Below are 20,297 nucleotides of genomic sequence, written 5' to 3' on the forward strand. Positions count from 1 at the left end.
GAGGCGGCTCGCCGACGTTTGCCGTGGTCAAAGCTTGAGTTAGTGAAGCACTCAGCCGTACGCTGACCCCATGGGTTCGATCTCGACGACGACCGTACCGACCAACGCCGAGCTGATGGAGGCGTTGGCCGCCGTCGGTGCCGCGTACTTCCAGGACTTCGCGGCCGCCGCGGCCCGGCACGGGCTGTCCTCCTCCCAGGCCAAGGCGCTGGGCTCGGTGCAGGAGCCGGTGCCGATGCGCGCGCTGGCCGGGCGACTGGGCTGCGACGCGTCGAACGTGACCGGGATCGTGGACCGGCTGGAGACGCTGGGCCTGGCCAACCGGGAGGCGGCCGCCGGTGACCGCCGGGTGAAGATCGTGGTGATCACGGCCGAGGGCCGGGAGATCCTCAACCGGATCCGCGGCGAGATGGCCCGAACCCACCAGGCCTTCTCGGCGATGACCGACGAGCAGCGGATCGCCCTGCACTCGATCTGCGGGCAGGTCCTCCCGGTGCTGGCCGGCCGGACGGGCGCCGCGCCGCAGTAGCGGCGGCCACCGGGCCCGCCGGTCGGGCCCGCCGGCCGGGTCGGTGCGGCCTCGCGCCATCCGCCGACGTTCGGCGTGACCTCGGCTGTTAGGCTTGCGAAGCGTGAGCGCGAAGCCCCAGATCCCCAATGTCCTGGCCTCCCGGTACGCCTCGGCGACCCTGGCCCAGCTGTGGTCCCCCGAGCACAAGGTGGTCCTCGAGCGCCACCTGTGGCTCGCCGTCCTGAAGGCCCAGCAGGACCTCGGTGTCGAGGTGCCCGCGAATGCCGTCGCCGACTACGAGCGGGTGGTCGACCAGGTCGACCTCGGCTCGATCGCCGCCCGTGAGCGGGTCACCCGCCACGACGTGAAGGCCCGGATCGAGGAGTTCAGCGAGCTCGCCGGCCACGAGCAGATCCACAAGGGCATGACGTCCCGGGACCTGACCGAGAACGTCGAGCAGCTGCAGATCCGCCAGTCCCTGGAGCACGTCCGGGACCGTACGGTCGCCGTCCTGGTGCGCCTGGCCAAGCTGTCCGCCCAGCACTCCGAGCTGGTCATGGCCGGCCGTTCGCACAACGTGGCCGCGCAGGCCACCACCCTGGGCAAGCGCTTCGCGTCGATCACCGACGAGCTGCTGGTCGCCTTCCGCCGTCTGGAGGAGCTGATCGCCCGCTACCCGCTGCGCGGGATCAAGGGCCCGGTCGGCACCGCCCAGGACATGCTGGACCTGCTCGGCGGCGACACCGAGAAGCTGGCCGAGCTGGAGCGCCGGGTCGCCGGCCACCTCGGCTTCGACCACGTGCTGACCAGCGTCGGCCAGGTCTACCCGCGCTCGCTGGACTTCGAGGTGCTCACCGCCCTCGTCCAGCTGGCCGCCGCGCCGTCCAGCCTGGCCAAGACCATCCGCCTGATGGCCGGCCACGAGCTGGTCACGGAGGGCTTCAAGGAGGGCCAGGTCGGCTCCTCCGCGATGCCGCACAAGATGAACACCCGCTCCTGCGAGCGCGTCAACGGCCTGGCGGTCATCCTGCGCGGTTACGCGTCGATGACCGGCGAGCTGGCCGGCGACCAGTGGAACGAGGGCGACGTCTCCTGCTCCGTGGTGCGCCGGGTCGCGCTGCCGGACGCCTTCTTCGCCTTCGACGGCCTGCTGGAGACCTTCCTCACCGTCCTGGACGAGTTCGGCGCCTTCCCGGCCGTGATCGAGGCCGAGCTGGACCGCTACCTGCCGTTCCTGGCCACCACCAAGGTGCTGATGGGCGCGGTGCGTGCGGGCGTCGGCCGGGAGACCGGCCACGAGGTCATCAAGGAGCACGCCGTCGCCTCGGCGCTGGCGATGCGCGCCGGCGCCCGGGAGAACGAGCTGCTGGACCGCCTCGCCGCCGACGAGCGGATCCCGCTGGACCGGGCCGGGCTGGACGCGCTGCTCGCCGACCGGCTGTCCTTCACCGGTGCGGCCGGGGCGCAGGTCGCCGAGGTCGTCCGACAGGTGGAGGCCGTCGCGGCGGCCTACCCGGAGGCGGCCAAGTACGCCCCCGGCGACATCCTCTGACGAGGAGTCAGTTCTCTGACGAGGGCCCTGCCGCCGTTCCGGTGGCGGGGCCCTCGCGCGTCCGGGGGCGGCCCGGGTCGAGCGGCGGGGTGGTGGTGGCGCAGGGCCAGTCGCAGTTCGGCTCGGCCACCGGGTGCTCCTCCTCCGGCGCCAGCACATTGCCCCGGACGGTGGCGAAGGCGATCAGCCCGCCGGCGGCCAGCAGCCCCGCGCAGATCAGCATCGCGGTGTGGAAGGCGGAGTCCACCGCGGAGGGCACCCGGTAGGCGTCGCCGCTCAGTCCGGCCAGGGCCGGCAGGGCGGCGACCGCGAGCAGGCCGGCCGCGCGGGCGGCGGCGTTGTTGACGCCGCTGGCGATGCCCGCGTGCCGCACCTCGACGGCGGCCAGCACGGTGGCGGTCAGCGGGGCGACCAGCAGCGTCATCCCGGAGCCCATCACCGCGACCGCGGGCAGCACGTCCGCCCAGTAGGAGGAGCCGGGGCCGGTGCGCAGCATCAGCAGCACCCCGGCGGCGCACAGCAGCGGGCCGACGGTGAGCGGGACGCGCGGGCCGATCCGCTTGCCGAGCCGTCCGGCGCGCGCGGACAGGGTCAGCATCAGCACCGTGATCGGCACCAGGGCGAAGCCGGAGACCAGCGGGGAGAAGCCCGAGACGATCTGCAGCTGCACCACCAGCAGGAAGAAGACCCCGCTGAACGCCGCGTAGACGCAGAGGGTGACCAGGTTCACGGCGGTGAAGAGCCGGGAGGAGAACAGGCCGAGCGGCAGCATCGGGTCGGGCGTGCGCCGCTCGACGGCCACGAAGGCGGCGGCCAGCAGCAGGCCGATCGCACCGGTGACCCAGACGGCGGGGGACAGTCCCTCCCCGGCGGCGGTGAGCGCGTAGGTGACGGCGCCGAGCGCGAGGGCGGCGAGCAGGGCGCCGGGCACGTCGAAGCGGCCGGCGGCGGACTCGTCCCGGCTCTCCGGGACGTAACGGGAGGTCACCGCGATCACGGCGGCGGCCAGCGGCAGGTTCAGCAGGAAGATCCAGCGCCAGCCCGGGCCGTCCACCAGCCAGCCGCCGAGGAAGGGGCCGACGGCCGCCGACACCCCGCCCAGGCCGGACCAGAGGCCGACCGCCGCCGAGCGGTCGTCCGGGTAGAAGACCGCCTGGAGCATGGCGAGCGAGCCCGGGGTGAGCAGCGCGCCGCCGATGCCCTGGACGGCGCGGGCGGCGATCAGCACGTGGATGGTCGGGGCCGCGGCGCAGGCCGCGGAGGCGACGGCGAACCAGACCACGCCGATCAGGAAGACCCGGCGCCGTCCGTAGCGGTCGCCGAGGGCGCCGCCGAGCAGGATCAGGCCGGCCAGGGTGAGCAGATAGGCGTTCAGGGTCCATTGCAGGGAGGCGAGGGAGGCGCCGAGGTCGGCGCCGATCCGGGGCAGGGCGACGTTGACGACGGTGCCGTCGAGCATCGCCATGCTGGAGCCGAGCACTGTCGCGAGGAGTACCCAGCGGCCCTGCGCGGTGCCCAGGCGCAGAGTGCCGGCTTGAGAGGTGGCCACGGGCCGAATCCTGCGCCCGCCGGGGCGTACGTGACAAGGGTCACCGGGTGGTGTGTCGGTCGGTGGCGGTGCGTGAACGGACGGTCGCACGGGGGTGGTCCCGGCGGCGCAGGGTGGTGGATCAGTGGCGCCGGGTGAATGGATCGTGCACGGAGCGTGCAAGGGATCATTCGGAGGGTGACGGGGCCGCGGGGGTTGTTGCCGATTCAAGAGATCGACATTGCTTCACCCGAACGGATGAGTTTTAGTTCAGCGACCGCCCGGCCAGTCCGGACGGATCCACCGGGTGGAACGCCGAGTCCTGCCGCTGCCCGGTGGCTCGCACCGAACTCTGTACGGCAGGAGCGGGGGACCCACAGGTAAGTCGCCGGACCGGAGTTCGCGCCTTTTCGGGCGCGGACCACCAGGGCCGGCTTGGGGTGAAGCCGCACATGCGGCCGGGCAACTCCAGCCCGAACCCGACAGCTCACCTCGCAGGCGTCGGAGAGGAAAATTCCATGCCTGCACAGGCTCGTCGTATCGCCCTGCCCCGTGCCGCCCGCATCGGCATCGCCACCGCCGTCACCGGGGCCTCGTTCGTCCTGCCGCTCGTGACCGCGATGAGCGCCCAGGCGCACACCGCCCCGGCGGCCACCACCGCCCCGGCCGCTTCCGGGGCCGCCGCTCCGGCTGCCGCCCCGGCCGCCCAGCAGAGCTACCGCGTCGTCAGCGGTGACACCCTGTCGAAGATCGCCGACGCCAAGAACGTCGAGGGCGGCTGGCACGCGCTGTACGAGCAGAACCGCTCGGTGGTCGGCGCCGACCCGAACCTGATCTTCCCCGGTCAGCAGCTGGCCCTCGCCGGTCACGCCGCCGCTCCGGCGAAGCCTGCCGCCCCGGCCAAGCCGGCCGCTCCGGCGAAGTCCGCCGCGCCGGTCACCCAGGACACCTCCGCTGCCGCGGACTCCCAGGTGCAGGTCCGGACCGAGGCCGCCAAGCCCGGCGCCCAGGTGCAGACCCAGGTTCAGACCGCCGCCCCGGCCCAGGCCGTGACCGCGGCCCCGGTCGCCGCCACCTCCGGCTACGTCGCCCCGCTCGCCAACCCCGTGCTGGGCGAGGCCTACGGCGTGGCCGGCTCGATGTGGGCCTCCGGCCACCACACCGGCCAGGACTTCGTCGCCTCCACCGGCACCCCGCTGCGCGCCGTCGCCAACGGTGTCGTGGTGAAGGCCGGCAGCGACGGCGCCTACGGCAACGAGGTCGAGATCAAGCTCGCCGACGGCAAGTACGCCCAGTACGCGCACCTGTCCTCGATCGGCGTGAGCGTCGGTCAGACCGTCACCGCCGGCCAGCAGCTCGGCCTCTCCGGTGCGACCGGCAACGTGACCGGCCCGCACCTGCACTTCGAGATCCGTACCGGTTCCGAGTACGGCTCGGACATCGACCCGGTCGCCTACCTGCGGGCGCACGGCGTCGCGCTCTGACCCTCCGGGGCCTTCCGCAGGAACGTGTGAACCACCGCTGGTGCGGGGCGAATCGACGCCCGGGATGGTCATGTCGGGTGACCGCTCGACCGGGTGATCGCCGCACCGGTGGACCTGGGCGCGGGACACGCCCAAGGCCGGCCCGGCCGTACGGGACAACCTCTCGTACGGCCGGGCCGGCCGCTGCCGTTCTCCGCTCGGTCGTCGTGGTCCACGGGTACGTCTCGTATTCGCGCTGACTGCGCCGACTGCGGCGGCGGTCAGGGGCGGCGGGCCGGGAGGCCGTGTTCGGCGGCGGCCATCAGGTCGTGCATCCGGTGGCCGAAGTCCTCGGTGTCGCAGGCGGGTTCGGGGAAGACCAGGCGGACGTCGCGGTGGCCGTGCGAGTGGTCCAGGCGCAGTACCAGGCCGTGGCGGTCCAGGGCGAGCGGGCGGACGGCCGGGCCGTGGGTGAGCAGCGCCGGGTCGAGCAGCCGGGTGAGCAGGTCGAGGGCGTCGGCGTGGTCGTCGGCCAGGTGGGTGAGCAGGGCGGCCTCGTGACGGGCCAGCGGGTCGGGGGCGGCGAGGGAGAGGTCGGCGGCGGTGAGCGCGCCGGTGCCGTACGGGGTGGCGAGGACGGCGTGGGCGACGTCGACCCGCAGGTGGACGCTGAGGCCGTCGTCGGCGAGGTGGGCCAGGTGCAGCCGGCCGGCCAGGGTGAGTCGGCCGCGGATGCGGTCGCGGACGGCCACGGGGGAGACGTCGGTGACGTCGAGCACGACGGCCAGGCCGTCGGTGGCGGTGGCGCCGGCGAGGGCCGCGACGAGCGGGGCGTCCAGCGGGGCGCGCAGGCGCAGCCGGGAGCCGTGGACGGAGACCGGGGTGTCCAGGTCGTGGTGCTCGCCGAGGGCGCGGACGGTGAGCGAGGAGGTCGCGCTGAGCAGGCTGCGGACCCGCTCGGCGGTGGTGGGCTCGGGCACCTCGGCGTCACCGGCGGTGATGCTCATGAACGGACCTCCTGTTGGTTAGGTGAGGCTAACCTAATGTCCCCCTGGAGGTGTGGCAAGTGGGCGGGCGGTGGTGCGGCGGCGTGGCCGGGTGGGGATGCGCCGAGGGCCCGGACGCGTTGGTGGCGTCCGGGCCCTCGGGGTGTCGCGGCAGCGGGTCGGGCCGTCAGGCCGCCGGGCGGTCAGGCGGTCAGGTGGTCAGCCGATGACGGCCTGGGCGTCGATCTCCACCAGCATCGGCTCCTGCGGCAGTTCGACGAAGATCGTGGTGCGGCACGGCTTCACCCCGCCGGGCTTGACGTTCTCCTCGATGAACTCGGCGTAGACCTCGTTCATCAGCGGGAAGTCGGCGCGCTTGGTGAGGTAGACGCGGAACATCACCACGTCCTCGATGGTGGCGCCGCCGGCCTCGACGATGGCCTTGACGTTCTCCAGGGTGCGGCGGGTCTGCGCCTTCACGTCGCCGTGGTGGAGGTACTCGCCGGTCGCCGGATCCTGCGGGCCCTGGCCGGAGACCTGGAGGATCGGGCCCTTGCGGACGCCCTGGGAGAACATCCAGGCCGGGGCCGGGGCGCCGTCGGTGCGGATCTCGGTCTTGTCGGAGGACATCGGGGTCGGGACTCCTTGCGGTCGGGGACGGTGCGGTGACGGTTCGTCAGTTGTGGTCGGGGCGGCCGCAGTCGGCCGAGACCGCCCGGGCGGTCGCGAGCAGCTGCGGGAGGAGGTCCAGCACCTGCTCGTACGGGAGGAGGACGTCCGGGACGGAGATGGAGGCGGCGGCGACCACCCGGCCGCTGGCGTCCCGGATCGGGGCGGCGACGCAGTTGATGAAGGCCTCGTGCTCGGCGTGGTCCTGCGCCCAGCCCTGGGCCGCGACCTTCTCCAGCTCGGCGAGCAGCGCCTCGGGCGTGGTGAGGGTGCGTTCGGTGTGCGGGGTGAAGTCGATCCCGGCCACCACCCGGCGGCGCTCGGGCAGCGGGAGGTCGGCCAGCAGGACCTTGGAGACGGCGGCGCTGTGCAGGGCGGCGCGCAGGCCGATCCGGGAGTACATCCTGACCGGGTGGCGGGAGTCGAACTTGTCGATGTAGACCACCTCGCCGCCCTCGTAGGCCGCCAGGTGCACGGTCTGGCTGGTGGCGGAGTTCAGCTCGGCGAGGTGCGGGGCGGCGATCCGGCGGATGCCGCGCTGCTCCAGGGCGAGGCCGGACAGGGCGAACAGGCCGGCGCCGAGGTGGTAGCGGTAGGCCGCGTCGCGGTAGACGAACCGTTCCTCCTCCAGGCTCTGGAGCAGCCGGAGCACGGTGGTCTTGTGCACGCCGAGGACCTCGGCCAACTGGTCGAGGGAGCGCTCGCCCTCGCCGAGTTCGGCGAGGATGCGCAGGGCGCGGGTGACGGTCTGACTCATCGGGCTCGTGCTCCGGTCGGGTGGCGGGGGTCGGTGCTCATTGTGCCCGGGCCCGGTCGGCGCGCGCCCCGGCGGCCGCCTGGGTTGCCGCCCCGGCCACCGCCTGGGCCGCCTCCTGGGTCGCTGTCAGGGCCGGTGCGTCCGCGGCGGTCCGCCGCCAGGGGCGGGCGGCGGGCAGGGCCGGGGAGTCGATGCCCTCGGCGCTGACCCGGGTGGCGGCCCAGTCGGCGGGGGAGGCGTCGAGCAGGGCCGTCAGCACCGGGGCCGGCGGCAGTTCGGCCTGGTCGCCGTGCGCGGTCAGCGCGCAGGCCGCGCTCAGGTGGCCCAGCCGCAGCCGGCGGCGCTGGTCCAGGGCGTGGAGGGTGCCGGCCAGGTAGCCGGCGGCGAAGGCGTCGCCCGCGCCGGTCGCCTCCACCACCTCGACGGTCAGGGCCGGTTCGGCGACGGCCGTGCCGTCCCGCTCCAGCGCGGTGACCAGCCGGGCGGCGTCCTTGACCACCACGGTGGCGGGTGCGGGGAAGCGGCGGCGCAGCGCGGCGGGCTCGTCGGTGCCGAAGGCGGCCCGGGCCTCGTCGGCGCCGAGCAGCAGCAGATCGGCGGCGTCCAGCAGCGGCGGCAGCACGGCCGGGTCGCGGTCCCGCCAGAGCGCTGGGCGCCAGTTGAGGTCGAAGCTGATCAGCCGCCCCGGGCGGCGGTCGGCGAGCAGGGCGCGCAGCAGGGCCAGGCAGTCGTCGGAGAGCGCGGCGGTGATGCCGGACAGGTGCAGCAGGCGGGCGCCGGCCAGCAGGCCGGCGGCGGCCGGGTCGGTGAGCAGCGCGGGGGAGAGGGCGGCGGCCGCGGAGCCGCGCCGGTGGTAGTGCAGCCGGCTGCGGCCGGGGCCGAGGTCGTGCCGGTGGCCGGTGGTGCCGCCGACCTCCTTGAGGTAGAGGCCGGTCGGGCGGTGCGGGTCGACGGTGACGCCGGAGACGTCCACGCCGCGGGCTGCGACCTCGGCGAGCAGGCGGCGGCCGAAGCCGTCGTCGCCGACCCGGCTGATCCAGGCGGTCGGCACGCCGAGCGCGGCCAGGGCCCCGGCGACGTTGGACTCGGCGCCGCCGACGGACAGCCGGAAGGTGTCCACGGACTCCAGCGGGCCGGGGCGGTCGGGCAGGAGCACGGCCATCGACTCGCCCACGCACACGGCCGTCGGGGGAGGGCCGGGGCGGTCCGGCCCCGGGTGGTCCTGTGGCGGCATCTGCTGGGCTCCTCGTCTGCGGCGGCGGTGTGTCGACCTCTGACGATGGGGTTCGACTCCGTTGACCGTGATCCGGCGCCGATGCTAGAACCGTGTTGCCAACATGTGCAACCCTCGTTGCGCATGTTGCAACATGGTGGATGGAGGAAGACGGTGGAGCAGACTTTCGCGGGCCGTGGCACCCTCGCGGGCAGTGGCGCCTTCGCGAGCGGTGCGGACGGGCCCGGCATCGCCGAGGGGGCGGTCGCGGCGCTGGCCGACGAGACCCTCGACTGGCGGTTCAAGGCCGCCCCGCCGGAGAGCTGGGGCCGCACCACGCGCGACTGGCTCGCCACCGGACCGACCCTCTCCTCCCTCGGCACCCCGCTGCTCACCCTCGACGGCGCCGCGCTCGACCACAACGTCCTGACCATGGCCGACTGGTGCGCCGAGGCGGGCGTCGCGCTCGCCCCGCACGGCAAGACCACCATGGCGCCCCAGCTCTGGCAGGCCCAACTCGCCGCCGGCAGCCACGGGATCACCCTCGCCAACCTGCCCCAGGTGCGGGTCGCCCGCGCCTTCGGCGTCCAGCGGATCCTGCTCGCCAACACCCTGCTCGACCCGGCCGGACTCGCCTGGCTCGCCGCCGAACTGACCGCCGACCCGGGCTTCGGCTTCCTCTGCTGGACCGACTCCACCGAGGGCGTACGGCTGATGGACGAGGCGCTGTGCGCCGCCGGGGCCGAGCGGCCGGTCGAGGTGCTGGTCGAACTCGGCGGCCCGGGCGGGCGGACCGGCGTGCGCGGCGTGGACGCGGCCGTCGAGGTCGCCGCCGCCGTGCTGCGCGCCCCCACCCTGCGGCTGGCCGGCGTCGGCGGGTACGAGGGCGCCCTCGCGCACGACGCCACCGCCGAAGGGCTGGCCGCCGTCCGCGGCTACCTGAACGCGCTCGGCGAACTGCACGGTCGGCTCGCCGGGGCCTACCCGGACGGCGCGCCACCGGTGGTGTCAGCTGGCGGAAGCGCCTACTTCGACCTGGTGGCCGAGGAGTTGGCCGCCCTGCCGGAGGCGCTGGTGGTGCTCCGCTCGGGTGCGTACATCGCCCACGACGACGGCTTCTACCGGGGCATCTCCCCGCTCGCCCGGGGCGGCGGGCCGACCCCGTTCCGCGCTGCGCTGCACGGCTGGGCCCGGGTGGCCTCCCGGCCCGAGCCCCAACTCGCGCTGCTGGACGCGGGCAAGCGCGACCTGCCCTTCGACGAGGGCCTGCCCGAGCCGCAACTGGTGCGTGGCGGTGCGGCGTTGACCGGCACGGCCGCCCGGATCACCGCGCTCAACGACCAGCACGCCTACCTCCGCGACGCGGGCGACCTCGCACCGGTCGGCGCGGTGCTGCGGCTCGGCGTCTCGCACCCGTGCACGGCCTTCGACAAGTGGACCGCGATCCCGGTGCTGGACCGCGCGGACGCGGCCGAGCCGCAGGTCACCGGGCTGATCAGGACGTTCTTCTGATGACGGCGGGGGAGAGAACCGCTGCCTTCCCGGGGGCGACCGTCTTCAAGGGGGCCACGGTCGTCGACGGGACGGGCGCCGACCGCTACCGGGCGGACGTGCGGATCGCCGACGGCGTGATCACCGAGATCGGCGCGGGCCTCGGCGGGGGTACCGTGGTGGACGCCGACGGCCTGGTGCTCGCCCCCGGCTTCATCGACATGCACGCCCACTCCGACCTCGCCCTGCTGCTCGAACCCGAGCACCCGGCCAAGGTCACCCAGGGCGTCACCTGCGAGGTGCTCGGCCAGGACGGCCTGTCCTACGCCCCGGTGGACGACACCACCCTGCCCGCGCTGCGCCGGCAGCTGGCCGGATGGAACGGCGATCCGGCGGGCTTCGACTGGGACTGGCGTGACGTCGGCGGGTACCTGGACCGGATCGACCGCACCCGGGTCGCCGTCAACGCCTGCTACCTGGTCCCGCACGGCTCGCTGCGGATGCTCGCCATGGGCTGGGACAACCGCCCGCCCACCCCGGCCGAACTCGACCGGATGCGGCAGGTGTTGGCGCAGGGCCTGCTGCACGGCGCGGTCGGCATGTCCAGCGGGCTCAGCTACACCCCCGGGATGTACGCGGACACCGCCGAGCTGGCCGCGCTGTGCACCGTGGTTGCGGCCTACGGCGGCTTCCACGCGCCGCACCAACGCTCGTACGGGAAGGGTGCGTTGGAGGGCTACGCGGAGATGGTGGAGATCGCCCGGCGGTCCGGCTGCGCGCTGCACCTGACCCACGCCACGATGAACTTCGGCGTCAACCGGGGCCGGGCCGGCGAGTTCCTGGACCTGGTCGACCGGGCGCTCGCGGACGGCGTCGACCTCACTCTGGACAGCTACCCCTACCTGCCCGGCTCCACCACCCTGGCGGCCCTGCTGCCGAGTTGGGCCGCCGAGGGCGGCCCCGGCGCCACCCTGGCGCGGCTCGCCGACCCGGCTGCGTGCGAGCGGATCCGGTACGCGATGGAGCGGACCGGCAGCGACGGCTGCCACGGCGTGGTCGCCGACTGGGCGACCGTCCAGATCTCCGGCGTCCGCTCGGCCGACCTCGCGCCGACGGTCGGCCGGACGGTCGCCGACCTGGCCGCCGAGCGGGGGGCCGGCGGGACGGAGGTCTTCCTCGACCTGCTGCGCCGCGACGAGTTGGCCACCACCGTCCTCCAGCACGTCGGGCACGAGGAGAACGTCCGGGCGGTGATGCGCCACCCCGCCCACACCGTGGGCAGCGACGGCCTGCTCGTCGGGGCCCGGCCACACCCGCGCGCCTGGGGCACCTTCCCGCGCTACCTCGGCCACTACGGACGGGAGTTGGGCGTGCTCACCCTGGAGCAGGCGATCACCCGGATGACCGGCCGGCCCGCCGCCCGGCTGGGGCTGGACCGGCGCGGCCGGATTGCCCCCGGCCACCACGCCGACCTGGTGCTGCTGGACCCCGAACGGGTCCGGGACACCGCCACCTTCGAGCAACCCCGGCTGCCCGCCGAGGGGATCCAGTACGTGTACGTCAACGGCACCGCCGTCGTCCGGCAGGGTCGCACCACCGGCGCCCGGCCCGGGCGCGCCCTGCGCCGCACCGATCGAGGAACGCTGGCCCGATGAATGTTGGCCCGATGAACGCTGGCCCGATGAACGCCACGAACGCCACGAACGCCACGAATGCTGTGAACGGCACGAACGCCCTCGCCGAGCTGCGGAACGACCCGGTGATCGCGGTGGTCCGCGCACCCCGGATCCCGGACGCCGCCGCACTGTGCGCCGCACTCGCCGAGGGCGGCATCAGCTTCACCGAATTCACCTACACCACACCGGATGTGACGGACCACCTGGAGCGTGCCTCGGCGTCCGGATGGCGGGTCGGGGTGGGGACGGTGCTGACCGCCGAGCAGGCCGGGCGGGGGATCGACGCCGGGGCCTCCTTCCTGGTCACCCCCGGCTGCCGGCCCGAGGTCGCCGAGGTCGGACGGGCACGCGGGGTGCCGGTGGTGCTGGGGGCGCTGACCCCGACCGAGGTGGCCCGGGCGGTCGACCTGGGGGCGGCCGCCGTCAAGATCTTCCCGGCCCGGTCGTTCGGCCCCGGCTACTTCAAGGACCTGCGCGGCCCGTACCCCGACGTGCCGTTGGTGGCCTCGGGCGGGGTGAACGCGGGCAACGCGGCCGAGTTCCTGGCACAGGGGGCGCTCGCGGTGTGCGCGGGGACGGACGTGGTGCCGCCGGCGGTGGTGGAGGCGGGGGACTGGGCGGAGATCACCAGGCGGGCCCGGGCGTTCACCCGGGCCTGCGCGGCGGGGGCGTAGCGGCTTCCTGTGGAGCGGGGGACTGGGCGGCGCCGGCTCGGCGGCGGTTCGGTGAAGGTGCGCGGCGGGCTGTCGGGACGGCCGGGATCGGACGAGAATCGGTGGCACCCGGCCCACCCCGGGCCCCTCGGCCCCCCGGCCCGGGCGGCCCCCGGACCCGACAGGAGGACCCGCCCCATGACCTCGACCCGCCCCGGCCCCGACTGGTTGGCCGACGCCGTCCTCTACCAGATCTACCCGCAGTCCTTCGCGGACTCCGACGGCGACGGCATCGGCGACTTCACCGGCATCACCGAGCACCTCGACCACCTCGCCTGGCTGGGCGTGGACACCGTCTGGCTCAACCCCTGCTTCGCCTCGCCGTTCCGCGACGCCGGGTACGACGTCACCGACTACTTCACCCCGGCCCCGCGTTACGGCCGCACCGAGGACCTGGTCGCGCTGGTCGAGGCCGCGCGCGGCAAGGGCATCCGGATCCTGCTGGACCTGGTCGCCGGGCACACCTCCGACCGCCACCCCTGGTTCCTGGCCTCCGCCGAGGACCCGGCCGACCAGCGCTACATCTGGTCCGACCGGCCGGTGGACGGCTTCGTCGCCTCGCCCGGGAGCCGGCCGGGCTGGTACCGGCCGAACTTCTTCGACTGTCAGCCCGCCCTCAACTTCGGCTACGCGCGCACGAGTTCGTCGGAGCCCTGGCGGCAGCCGGTGGACGCCGAGGGCCCACGCGCCAACCGGGCGGCACTGCGCGACATCATGGCGCACTGGCTGGGCCTCGGCGTGGCCGGCTTCCGGGTGGACATGGCGTACTCGCTGGTCAAGGACGACCCGGGCCGGGTGGAGACCGCCAAGCTCTGGACCGAGCTGCGCGACTGGCTGGACCGCGCCCACCCCGAGGCCGCGCTGCTCGCCGAGTGGGGCGAACCGGCCGCCGCCGTCGCGGCCGGGTTCCACGCCGACTTCTTCCTGCACTTCGGCGGGGACGACCACGGCCTCCCGCTGCGCTCGCTGTGGAACAACGGCGGCGGGACGGTCGAGGAATTCTGGCAGCAGGGCCCGTGTTACTTCGAGGCCGAGGGGCGCGGCACCCCGCAGACCTTCCTGGACGCCTGGCGCTCCGCCGCCGAACTCACCGAGGGCAACGGGCACATCGTGCTGCCCACCGCCAACCACGACTTCTCCCGGCTGGCCACCGCCCCGCGCTCCGGGGAGCAACTCGCCCCCGCCTTCGCCTTCCTGCTCACCTGGCCGACCCTGCCCGCCGTCTACTACGGGGACGAGATCGGCATGCGCTACCTGCCCGGACTGCCGGACGTCGAGGGCAGCGTGCTCGGCCCGCGCTTCAACCGGGCGGGGTCGCGGACCCCGATGCAGTGGACGCCCGGCCCGTCGGCCGGATTCTCGGCGGCCGCGCCCGAGCGGTGCTACCTGCCGCCGGACCCTGACCCGCACCGCCCGGACGTGCTCTCCCAGCGCGCCGACCCGACCTCGCTGCTGCACACCGTCCGGCGCCTGATCGCGCTGCGCCGCGCCCACCCCGGGCTGGGCGCCGCCGGCGGGGTGGAGGTGCGGCAGGCCGGGTACCCGCTGGTGTACGTGCGGTCCGGGCGGTACCTGGTGGCGGTGAACCCGCGCCGGGAGCCGGGGGCGGTCCGGCCGGCGGGCCTCCCGGGCGGGGGAGCGGTGCGGCCGCTGGAGGTGCAGGGGGTGCGGGTCGTGGACGGTGAGCTGCGGGCCGAGGGGTTCTCGTACGGGGTGTTCGAGCTGGGCTGAGCCGGGCTGCCGGTTGCCGGTCGTCGGGCCGTGCTCCGGGCGGCCCGGCTTCCTATCGATGTCAAATAGTTGTAAGCTACATCCATAGATGGTTGCATTTGCCACCCGAATCGGTTGTATGTGCCGCCATCATCGAAGAGATCGCCGGAGGACGGTACGAACGCCATGAGCACACCCCAGACCCCCACCGCGGCGCCCACCCCGGGGCACGCGCTCAAGCACCTCGCCGTCCACCTGCTCACCCCGCTGCTGATGTGCCTCGGCATGGCCCTCGCCTACCAGGGCGCCTTCCACCAGCCCGAGCCCCACCACCTCAAGGTCGCCGTGGTCGGCGCCGGACCGCAGGCCCAGGGGCTGGCGCAGACCGTCCAGGGCAAGGCCGGTGCCGCGCTGGACGTGCGGACCGTCGCCGACCGCTCCGCCGCCGAGCAGCTGCTGCGCGACCGCGACCTGGTCGGCGCCTTCGTCCCGGACGCCCGGAACCCGGAGCTGATCGTGGCCAAGGGCAACTCCGACACCTCGGTGGTGGCCGCCACGGCGGTGTTCACCAACGTCACGGACCGGCAGGGCGTCCCGTTGCACGTCACCGACCTCACCACCCCCGCCGAGGGCGACCCGACCGGCCAGGGCCTGTTCTTCCTGCTGGTCGCGCTGAGCATCGGCTCCTACGCCAGCGTCGCGGTGATCGGCGCGGCCGGCGCCGGGCTGCCGATGCGGATCCGGGCCCTGGTGGGCGTGGCCGTCTCGCTGGTGGTCAGCGTGATCGGGATCGCCACCGCCGGTCCGCTCTTCCACGTGGTCGATCACGACTACGCCGCCGTCTGGGCGCTCGGCTGGCTCTACTCCGCGGGCATCGTGCTGATCGGCACCGGCCTGCACAGCTTCTTGAAGAAGTGGACCACGCTGGCGCTGATGGTGCTGTTCGTGATGCTCAACTTCACCTCCTCCGGCGGCATCTACCGGCCCGAACTGCAGAACGGGTTCTTCGGGGCCCTGCACGGCTTCTGGACCGGAGCCGGCTACCTGGAGGGCGCGCGGGACATCCTGTACTTCGACGGCGGCGCCGGCCTCGGCGGGCACGTGCTGACCCTGGTGGTCTGGCTGCTGCTGGGCGGGGCGGCCCTGGTCGCCGCGGCGGCGTACGAGGGCCGCGGGCGCCGCGCGGTGACGGCGCGGGCCGAGGCGGCGGCCGAGGCCGAGGAGGAGATGGAGGAGGCGGTCGCGGTCTGAGGACCGTCCACCCGAAAGGACTTCACCCGGTGCGAGGGCATCGGAACCGGGTGGGGAACAAGTGGCCCGCACCCGGCTCCGGACAAGCCGGGTGCGGGCCTCAGCGGGTCTCCGGTGCGTTCCGCCGGGCCGGCGGCCGGGTGAAGCAGCAGTCCCCGCAGAGCCCGGCGCCCGGGCCGGTCCGGTAGTAGAGGCAGCAGCTCGTCCGGTGGAACGCGGCCCCGCGCGGGCCGGTGTGCAGCGTGCCGGAGCCCGCGAGTGGCGGACGGTCCAGCAGCCGCGTGACCAACTCCCGGGCCGGGAGCGACGCCCGGGGGCTCAGTACCCGGAGCGTCCCGGCCAGCGCGGAGGCCGCGTTGCCGCGCAGCAGGCGTGCCGAGAGCGGCACGGCGGCGCGCACTGCTGCGGCCAGTGGCTCCAACTGCCCGATCAGGACGGATCGGTGGAGCTGATCGACGAGGTCCCCGGGCTCCGGGCGGACCGGTTCCGGCGGCGTCCAGAGGTCGATCGGTCCCTGGTCCGGGATCCGCACCCAGGCGTGGTCCAGGGTCGGGACCGTCCCCAGCAGGACGGCCGAGCCGATGCCCACCGACCAGAAGCGGGCGGCCAGGCCGAGGTGCAGGATCGAGGCGGCGACCCGGAGTTCGGCCGTGCCCAGGCGCTGCGCCACCACCCGGATCCGGGCGGGGAGTGGCGCGTCCGGGCCGGTGCCGTACAGCTCCGGCAGCGGGCGGAAGCCGGGCGGCGGGGGGCCGGCGGGGTCGGTGTCGGGGGCGGTGTCGAGGGCGAAGTACGGCCCGAGGGCGGCGAGTCGGGCGTAGTCGGACTGCTGCCGGTCGGCCTGCGGCCGGTCGGGCCGAGGCTGGTCGGGCCGAGGCTGTTCGGGTTGCGGTTGTTCGGGCGCGGGGTTCAACGGCCCTCCCCGGTAGGGTCGTTGAACCCCGTGCCGGCTTCGGTCGGCCCGGTCGGGATCGGGCGGTCGGGGTGCATCTGCTTCTCCAGAGGGCCGGGCCGGTCGTGCGGATGAACGCTACCGCGCCCTGGCGCTCGGAGATCCACGGTGATCCGTCCTCCGTTGCGGGGGTTGTTCCGACGGCATCGAGTCTGGCCCGTCCGAACCGTCCTGACCTCCCGCTGAGGAGGGGAGTCGCCTCCTGCGCGGGGAGGAGCGGGCCTCCCCCGGGAGAGCGGCCCGTAGGCTCGGCGGAGTGCGCACCGACCGTCAGTCCCGCCCCGCCCGGCGCCGCCGTTGGCCCGCCGTCGCCACCGCTCTGCTGCTGATCGCGCCCGTCGTGCTCGCTCATCCGGGTGAGCGCGGGGCGGCCCTGCTGCTCGCCCTGACGGCCGCGCTCGCAGCCGCGGTGGCGCTGCTGCTCTGGCCGCTCGGCCGCGTCACGCTCGCCGCCGCGGCGGCCGGCGCGGCCGGGGTCTCGCTGCTGGTCGACCTGGGCTACCCGGGGCCGTACCGGCTGCCCGCGTTCTGGCTGCCGCTGGAATGGCTCGCGCTGCTGGGCGTGCTGTACCGGGCCGTCCGCCGATTGCCCGAGCGCTGGGCCTGGCCGGTCGGCGGGGTGGTCTCCCTCGCGGCCGTGCTGCTCCCGTTGCGGTTCGTGCTCCGGATGCCGCAGGGCGGTGCGGCCGGGCCGGTGGGCGGCGTGCTGTTCTCGCTGCTGCCGGTGCTCGGGGTGGCCGGGGCGAGCCTCTACCTGCGGGTGCTGGACGTCCGGCGGGAGCGCGCCGTCGAGCGGGCGCGGCGCGAGCAGCGGCTGGACGTCGCCCGCGGGCTGCACGACTCCGTCGCCCACGAGATCACCGGCATCGTGCTGGAGGCCCAGGCCGGCCAGCTCCCGGGCCAGCAGGCGGAGGAGACGGCCGCCCTGTTGCGCCGCCTGGAGGAGGCGGGGCTGCGGGCGCTGGACTCGATGGACGAGATGGTCGGGGCGCTGCGCGAAGGCCGGGCGGCGGCCGGAACCACCCGCCGGGTCGGCCTGGCCGACCTGCCGGAGCTGGTGGAGCGCTTCGGTACGACGGGTGGCCCGCGTGCCACCGTGGAGCTCGCCCCAGAGGCCGTCGGACTGCTCGCCGCCGAGGCCGGGGCCACCGCGTACGCCGTCGTCCTGGAGGCCCTGACCAACGTCCGCCGGCATGCCCCGCAGGCCACCGCGGTGGCGGTCCGGGTGGCCGCCGAGCCGGACGGCCGGGCGGTGCGGGTGACCGTCGGCGACACCGGCGGGCCGGCCGCCCGACGGCCCCGGCTGCGCCGCCGCCCGGGCGCGGGCGGTACCGGTCTGGCGGGCCTGACGGCCCGGGCCGCTGCCCACGGGGGCAGCCTGACCGCCGGCCCGTCCGGCCCCTCGGGCTGGGAGGTGTGCTGCACCCTGCCGGGGCGGTGAGGCGGGGGTACCCCCCGGCTTTCCGGGTGACGGTCGGAGCGCTATGTTGAACACGTTCAAATCATCCGCGGGGTCGTTCTCAGGGGGTAGGGATGAGCGAGTCACTGCCGGCGCAGCCCGGTTTCGCGGCCGAGGCCGCGTTCACCGACCGGCCGAGGGAGCCACGTGCCCCCCTGGTCCGCGGCCGGGTCCGGACCAGTGGGCGCGTCCTCGTCGCGCTGGCCGGTGTCGCCTGGGTGCCGTGGGCCGTCGGCGGGGTGTGGTGGGGGGACGGCAACGCCTGGTTCTGGGGCCTGTACGTCGGATTCCTCGGGATGACGGTGCTGCCCCTGGCCGTACCGCGCGAGCCGGGCTTCCGGCGTGCCTGCCTCACGGTCGGCTGGTTGCAGCTCGGCGTCCAGGCCGTGTGCTCGGTGCCGTTCCTGCTGCTCCCGTTGCCGGTGTTCGTCTTCGCCCTCCCGTCCGGCGTCATGCTGCTGCTCACCGGCCGGCGCAACCGCGGCCGGGTGGGGACGGCGTTCGCCGCCCTGCTCCTCGCGGGCCCGCTCGGACTCCTCGCCAACGGCGGGTGGACCCACATCTAGGAGTGCCCGGGGGGCGCTGACCCGCGCCCCCGGGCGTGGGCGGGGAGGGTCAGCGCCCCCGGCCGCCGCCGCGCAGGCCGCGCGGGCGGGTGAGGGTGAAGCGGTCGACCGGGACGAGGTCGCCGTACGGGCCGCTCACGGAGTAGTACGTGACGGCGATGCTGGTGCGGCCGCCGCGCTCGCCCGGGTCGACCTCGAAGGCGGCGAAGCCGTACGGGTTCTGGGCGTCGCGGAAGGCGGACCAGGGGGCGTCCTCGATCACGTAGACCGGTGGCCGCTTGCCGGTGGCCTGGTCCACCGGGCCGACGCCGGTGATCACCCGGGCCTTGGGCGGGGTGAAGAAGAGGTGGTTGGAGGGGGCGGAGGTGCCGCCGCCGCCGATGACCATGTGGACGGTGCCCTGGGTGGTGTCGACGGTCTCGGTGCCGGTGGCGACCGGGATCGGGGTGCGGGTGTCGGTGGGCTGCTGGCCGCGGATCGGGTGGGAGCGCTCGTAGTGGTGCTCGTGGCCGCAGACCACCAGGTCGACGCCGTACTTGTCGAACAGCGGCACCCAGGCCTCGCGGACGCCGAGGTCGGCGCCGTTGAACTTGTCGGCGGTGGAGATCACCACCTGGTGCATGCAGACCACGATCCAGTCGATCCCCGGGTCGGCGTTGGCGGCGATCAACTCCCGCTCCAGCCAGCGCTGCTGGGCTCCGCCGGAGTAGCCGTGCACATAGCTGTTGCCGCCGTCCTGGTAGGCGACGTCGTCGTTGTTGAGGCTGATGACGCGCACCGAGCCGGCCGTGAACGCGTACCAGAGGCCGCGCAGTTCGTCGTCGGCGTCGGAGTCCGGGAGGTCGAAGTAGGCCTGGTAGGCGCCGTAGCCGATCGGGCCGTTGCCCTTCTCGTTCTCGTGGTTGCCGGCGGCGGGCATCCAGGGACGGTGGCGGGCCGAGCGGGTGTTGTTCTCGAACCAGTCGGACCAGGTGCGGACCCGGTCGGTGGAGAGGTTGGCGTAGCAGAGGTCCCCGTTGAGCAGGTGGAACAGCGGGGCGACCCGCTCGACCCCGGCGGTGGTGTCGCCCGCGGCCGGGCTGCCGAGGTTGTCGTTGGCGTAGCCGTTGGCGGTCTGCTTGCCGAGGGTGGGGGTGCCCTGGTCGCCGAAGCTGGTGAAGGTGAAGGCGGCCCGGCCGCGCGGGGCGGTGCGGACGGTGCCGAGTTCGGGGGTGGCGCCGTCGTGGACGGCCGCGTAGACGTAGTCCGTGTCGGGGTGCAGGTCGCCGATCCGGGCGTGGTGCACCTGGACCTCGGTACCGGAGTTGGCGTCCCGGTAGGTGCGGGTCTCGGCCTGCTCGGTGCGCCCGAAGCCGCCGTGCGAAGTCCCGTACATCACCCGGGGGTTGGAGACGGACGCGGTGGTGTGCCAGGAGACCGTGACCTCGCGCGAGGCGTCCGAGCCGAACTGCAGGTGCAGTCCGCCGACCCGCGGGGCGCCGGAGCGCTCCGGCCGCTCCCACAGCAGCGGGGAGGCGGCGGCGGGGGTGGCCGCGACGCCGGAGAGGGAGACGGCGCCGCCGAGGCTCAGGCCGGTCGCCCCGGCCAGGAGCCCGCGCCGGCTGACGGAGGGGGTGACGGGCGGACGTCCACTGGAAGCGTTCATGGCGGTCAGCTTCACCGGGCGGAGGTGAACCGCGCCGGACCGGCCGCGTGAACTTTCCCGGCGCCCTCTCCCGGCCGCCCGTCCTACCCGCCGTCTCGCGCCGTATCCCAGGCTCTCCCGGCCTCTCCCGGCCTTTGCCGCCCGCCGGTCGGTGC

17 protein-coding genes and 1 riboswitch are annotated in these 20,297 nt (G+C 74.6%); of the genes, 10 read left to right on the forward strand and 7 right to left on the reverse strand.

From position 1 onward, the window contains the following. The first annotated feature begins 70 nt into the window (after positions 1-70). Together ACFY2K_RS18815 and purB are read left to right on the forward strand one after the other, a co-directional pair. Positions 71-529, forward strand: a complete 459-nt coding sequence (locus tag ACFY2K_RS18815) for a MarR family winged helix-turn-helix transcriptional regulator (RefSeq protein WP_375893617.1) — start codon at positions 71-73, stop codon at positions 527-529. A gap of 103 nt (positions 530-632) precedes the next feature. Then, positions 633-2,063 (forward strand): adenylosuccinate lyase, encoded by a 1,431-nt coding sequence (gene purB / locus ACFY2K_RS18820; RefSeq protein ID WP_380526639.1) that lies wholly within the window; start codon positions 633-635, stop codon positions 2,061-2,063. A gap of 7 nt (positions 2,064-2,070) precedes the next feature. Here purB and ACFY2K_RS18825 read toward each other — a convergent pair whose 3' ends face one another. Beyond that, positions 2,071-3,612, reverse strand: coding sequence for an MFS transporter (locus ACFY2K_RS18825; RefSeq protein ID WP_387712590.1), 1,542 nt, complete (start codon positions 3,610-3,612; stop codon positions 2,071-2,073). 312 nt (positions 3,613-3,924) lie between these two features. Further along, a riboswitch (cyclic di-AMP (ydaO/yuaA leader) is annotated at positions 3,925-4,107 on the forward strand. A gap of 2 nt (positions 4,108-4,109) precedes the next feature. Here ACFY2K_RS18825 and ACFY2K_RS18830 point away from each other — a divergent pair. After that, entirely contained in the window at positions 4,110-5,075 is a 966-nt protein-coding gene (locus ACFY2K_RS18830; RefSeq protein WP_380526637.1) for a peptidoglycan DD-metalloendopeptidase family protein, read from the forward strand. A 260-nt stretch (positions 5,076-5,335) separates the two neighbouring features. On the opposite strand, the gene ACFY2K_RS18835 is transcribed toward ACFY2K_RS18830, so the two are convergent. The 4 genes from ACFY2K_RS18835 to ACFY2K_RS18850 all read right to left on the reverse strand — a co-directional run bounded on the left by ACFY2K_RS18835 (position 5,336) and on the right by ACFY2K_RS18850 (position 8,700). Next, on the reverse strand, positions 5,336-6,061 hold the full coding sequence (locus ACFY2K_RS18835; RefSeq protein WP_387712593.1) for a DUF2470 domain-containing protein: 726 nt from the start codon (positions 6,059-6,061) through the stop codon (positions 5,336-5,338). Between the two features lie 198 nt (positions 6,062-6,259). Beyond that, positions 6,260-6,670 carry a RidA family protein gene (locus ACFY2K_RS18840; protein WP_375893625.1) on the reverse strand — a complete coding sequence of 137 codons (411 nt, stop codon included), beginning with the start codon at positions 6,668-6,670 and terminating at the stop codon, positions 6,260-6,262. 46 nt (positions 6,671-6,716) lie between these two features. Continuing rightward, entirely contained in the window at positions 6,717-7,466 is a 750-nt protein-coding gene (locus ACFY2K_RS18845) for an IclR family transcriptional regulator (protein WP_387712595.1), read from the reverse strand. Between the two features lie 37 nt (positions 7,467-7,503). Next, a complete protein-coding gene (locus tag ACFY2K_RS18850; protein ID WP_387712598.1) occupies positions 7,504-8,700 on the reverse strand; it encodes a sugar kinase in 1,197 nt (398 codons plus the stop codon). Positions 8,701-8,853: 153 nt separating this feature from the next. On the opposite strand from ACFY2K_RS18850, the gene ACFY2K_RS18855 reads away from it, so the two are divergent. From ACFY2K_RS18855 to ACFY2K_RS18875, 5 genes are all read left to right on the forward strand, one after another. Beyond that, positions 8,854-10,191, forward strand: coding sequence for an amino acid deaminase (locus ACFY2K_RS18855; RefSeq protein ID WP_387712601.1), 1,338 nt, complete (start codon positions 8,854-8,856; stop codon positions 10,189-10,191). Continuing rightward, a complete protein-coding gene (locus ACFY2K_RS18860) occupies positions 10,191-11,825 on the forward strand; it encodes an amidohydrolase family protein (protein ID WP_387712604.1) in 1,635 nt (544 codons plus the stop codon). Before ACFY2K_RS18855 ends, ACFY2K_RS18860 begins: the two co-directional genes overlap by 1 nt. Before the next feature lie 26 nt (positions 11,826-11,851). Further along, on the forward strand, positions 11,852-12,520 hold the full coding sequence (locus ACFY2K_RS18865) for a bifunctional 4-hydroxy-2-oxoglutarate aldolase/2-dehydro-3-deoxy-phosphogluconate aldolase (protein WP_380592445.1): 669 nt from the start codon (positions 11,852-11,854) through the stop codon (positions 12,518-12,520). Between the two features lie 177 nt (positions 12,521-12,697). Then, positions 12,698-14,290 carry an alpha-amylase family glycosyl hydrolase gene (locus ACFY2K_RS18870; protein ID WP_387712607.1) on the forward strand — a complete coding sequence of 531 codons (1,593 nt, stop codon included), beginning with the start codon at positions 12,698-12,700 and terminating at the stop codon, positions 14,288-14,290. A gap of 165 nt (positions 14,291-14,455) precedes the next feature. Continuing rightward, positions 14,456-15,520, forward strand: coding sequence for a hypothetical protein (locus ACFY2K_RS18875; RefSeq protein ID WP_387712610.1), 1,065 nt, complete (start codon positions 14,456-14,458; stop codon positions 15,518-15,520). Positions 15,521-15,620: 100 nt separating this feature from the next. Here ACFY2K_RS18875 and ACFY2K_RS18880 read toward each other — a convergent pair whose 3' ends face one another. Next, positions 15,621-16,433, reverse strand: a complete 813-nt coding sequence (locus tag ACFY2K_RS18880) for a (2Fe-2S)-binding protein (RefSeq protein WP_387712613.1) — start codon at positions 16,431-16,433, stop codon at positions 15,621-15,623. A 295-nt stretch (positions 16,434-16,728) separates the two neighbouring features. On the opposite strand from ACFY2K_RS18880, the gene ACFY2K_RS18885 reads away from it, so the two are divergent. Together ACFY2K_RS18885 and ACFY2K_RS18890 are read left to right on the forward strand one after the other, a co-directional pair. Beyond that, positions 16,729-17,913 carry a sensor histidine kinase gene (locus tag ACFY2K_RS18885; RefSeq protein ID WP_387712616.1) on the forward strand — a complete coding sequence of 395 codons (1,185 nt, stop codon included), beginning with the start codon at positions 16,729-16,731 and terminating at the stop codon, positions 17,911-17,913. A gap of 92 nt (positions 17,914-18,005) precedes the next feature. Further along, positions 18,006-18,497 (forward strand): hypothetical protein, encoded by a 492-nt coding sequence (locus ACFY2K_RS18890; protein ID WP_387712618.1) that lies wholly within the window; start codon positions 18,006-18,008, stop codon positions 18,495-18,497. A gap of 49 nt (positions 18,498-18,546) precedes the next feature. On the opposite strand, the gene ACFY2K_RS18895 is transcribed toward ACFY2K_RS18890, so the two are convergent. After that, positions 18,547-20,142: a purple acid phosphatase family protein gene (locus ACFY2K_RS18895; RefSeq protein ID WP_380592435.1), complete on the reverse strand. Its 1,596-nt coding sequence runs from the start codon at positions 20,140-20,142 to the stop codon at positions 18,547-18,549. Positions 20,143-20,297 lie beyond the last annotated feature (155 nt).

Source organism: Kitasatospora sp. NPDC001309, from assembly GCF_042896295.1.
GTDB lineage: Bacteria > Actinomycetota > Actinomycetes > Streptomycetales > Streptomycetaceae > Kitasatospora.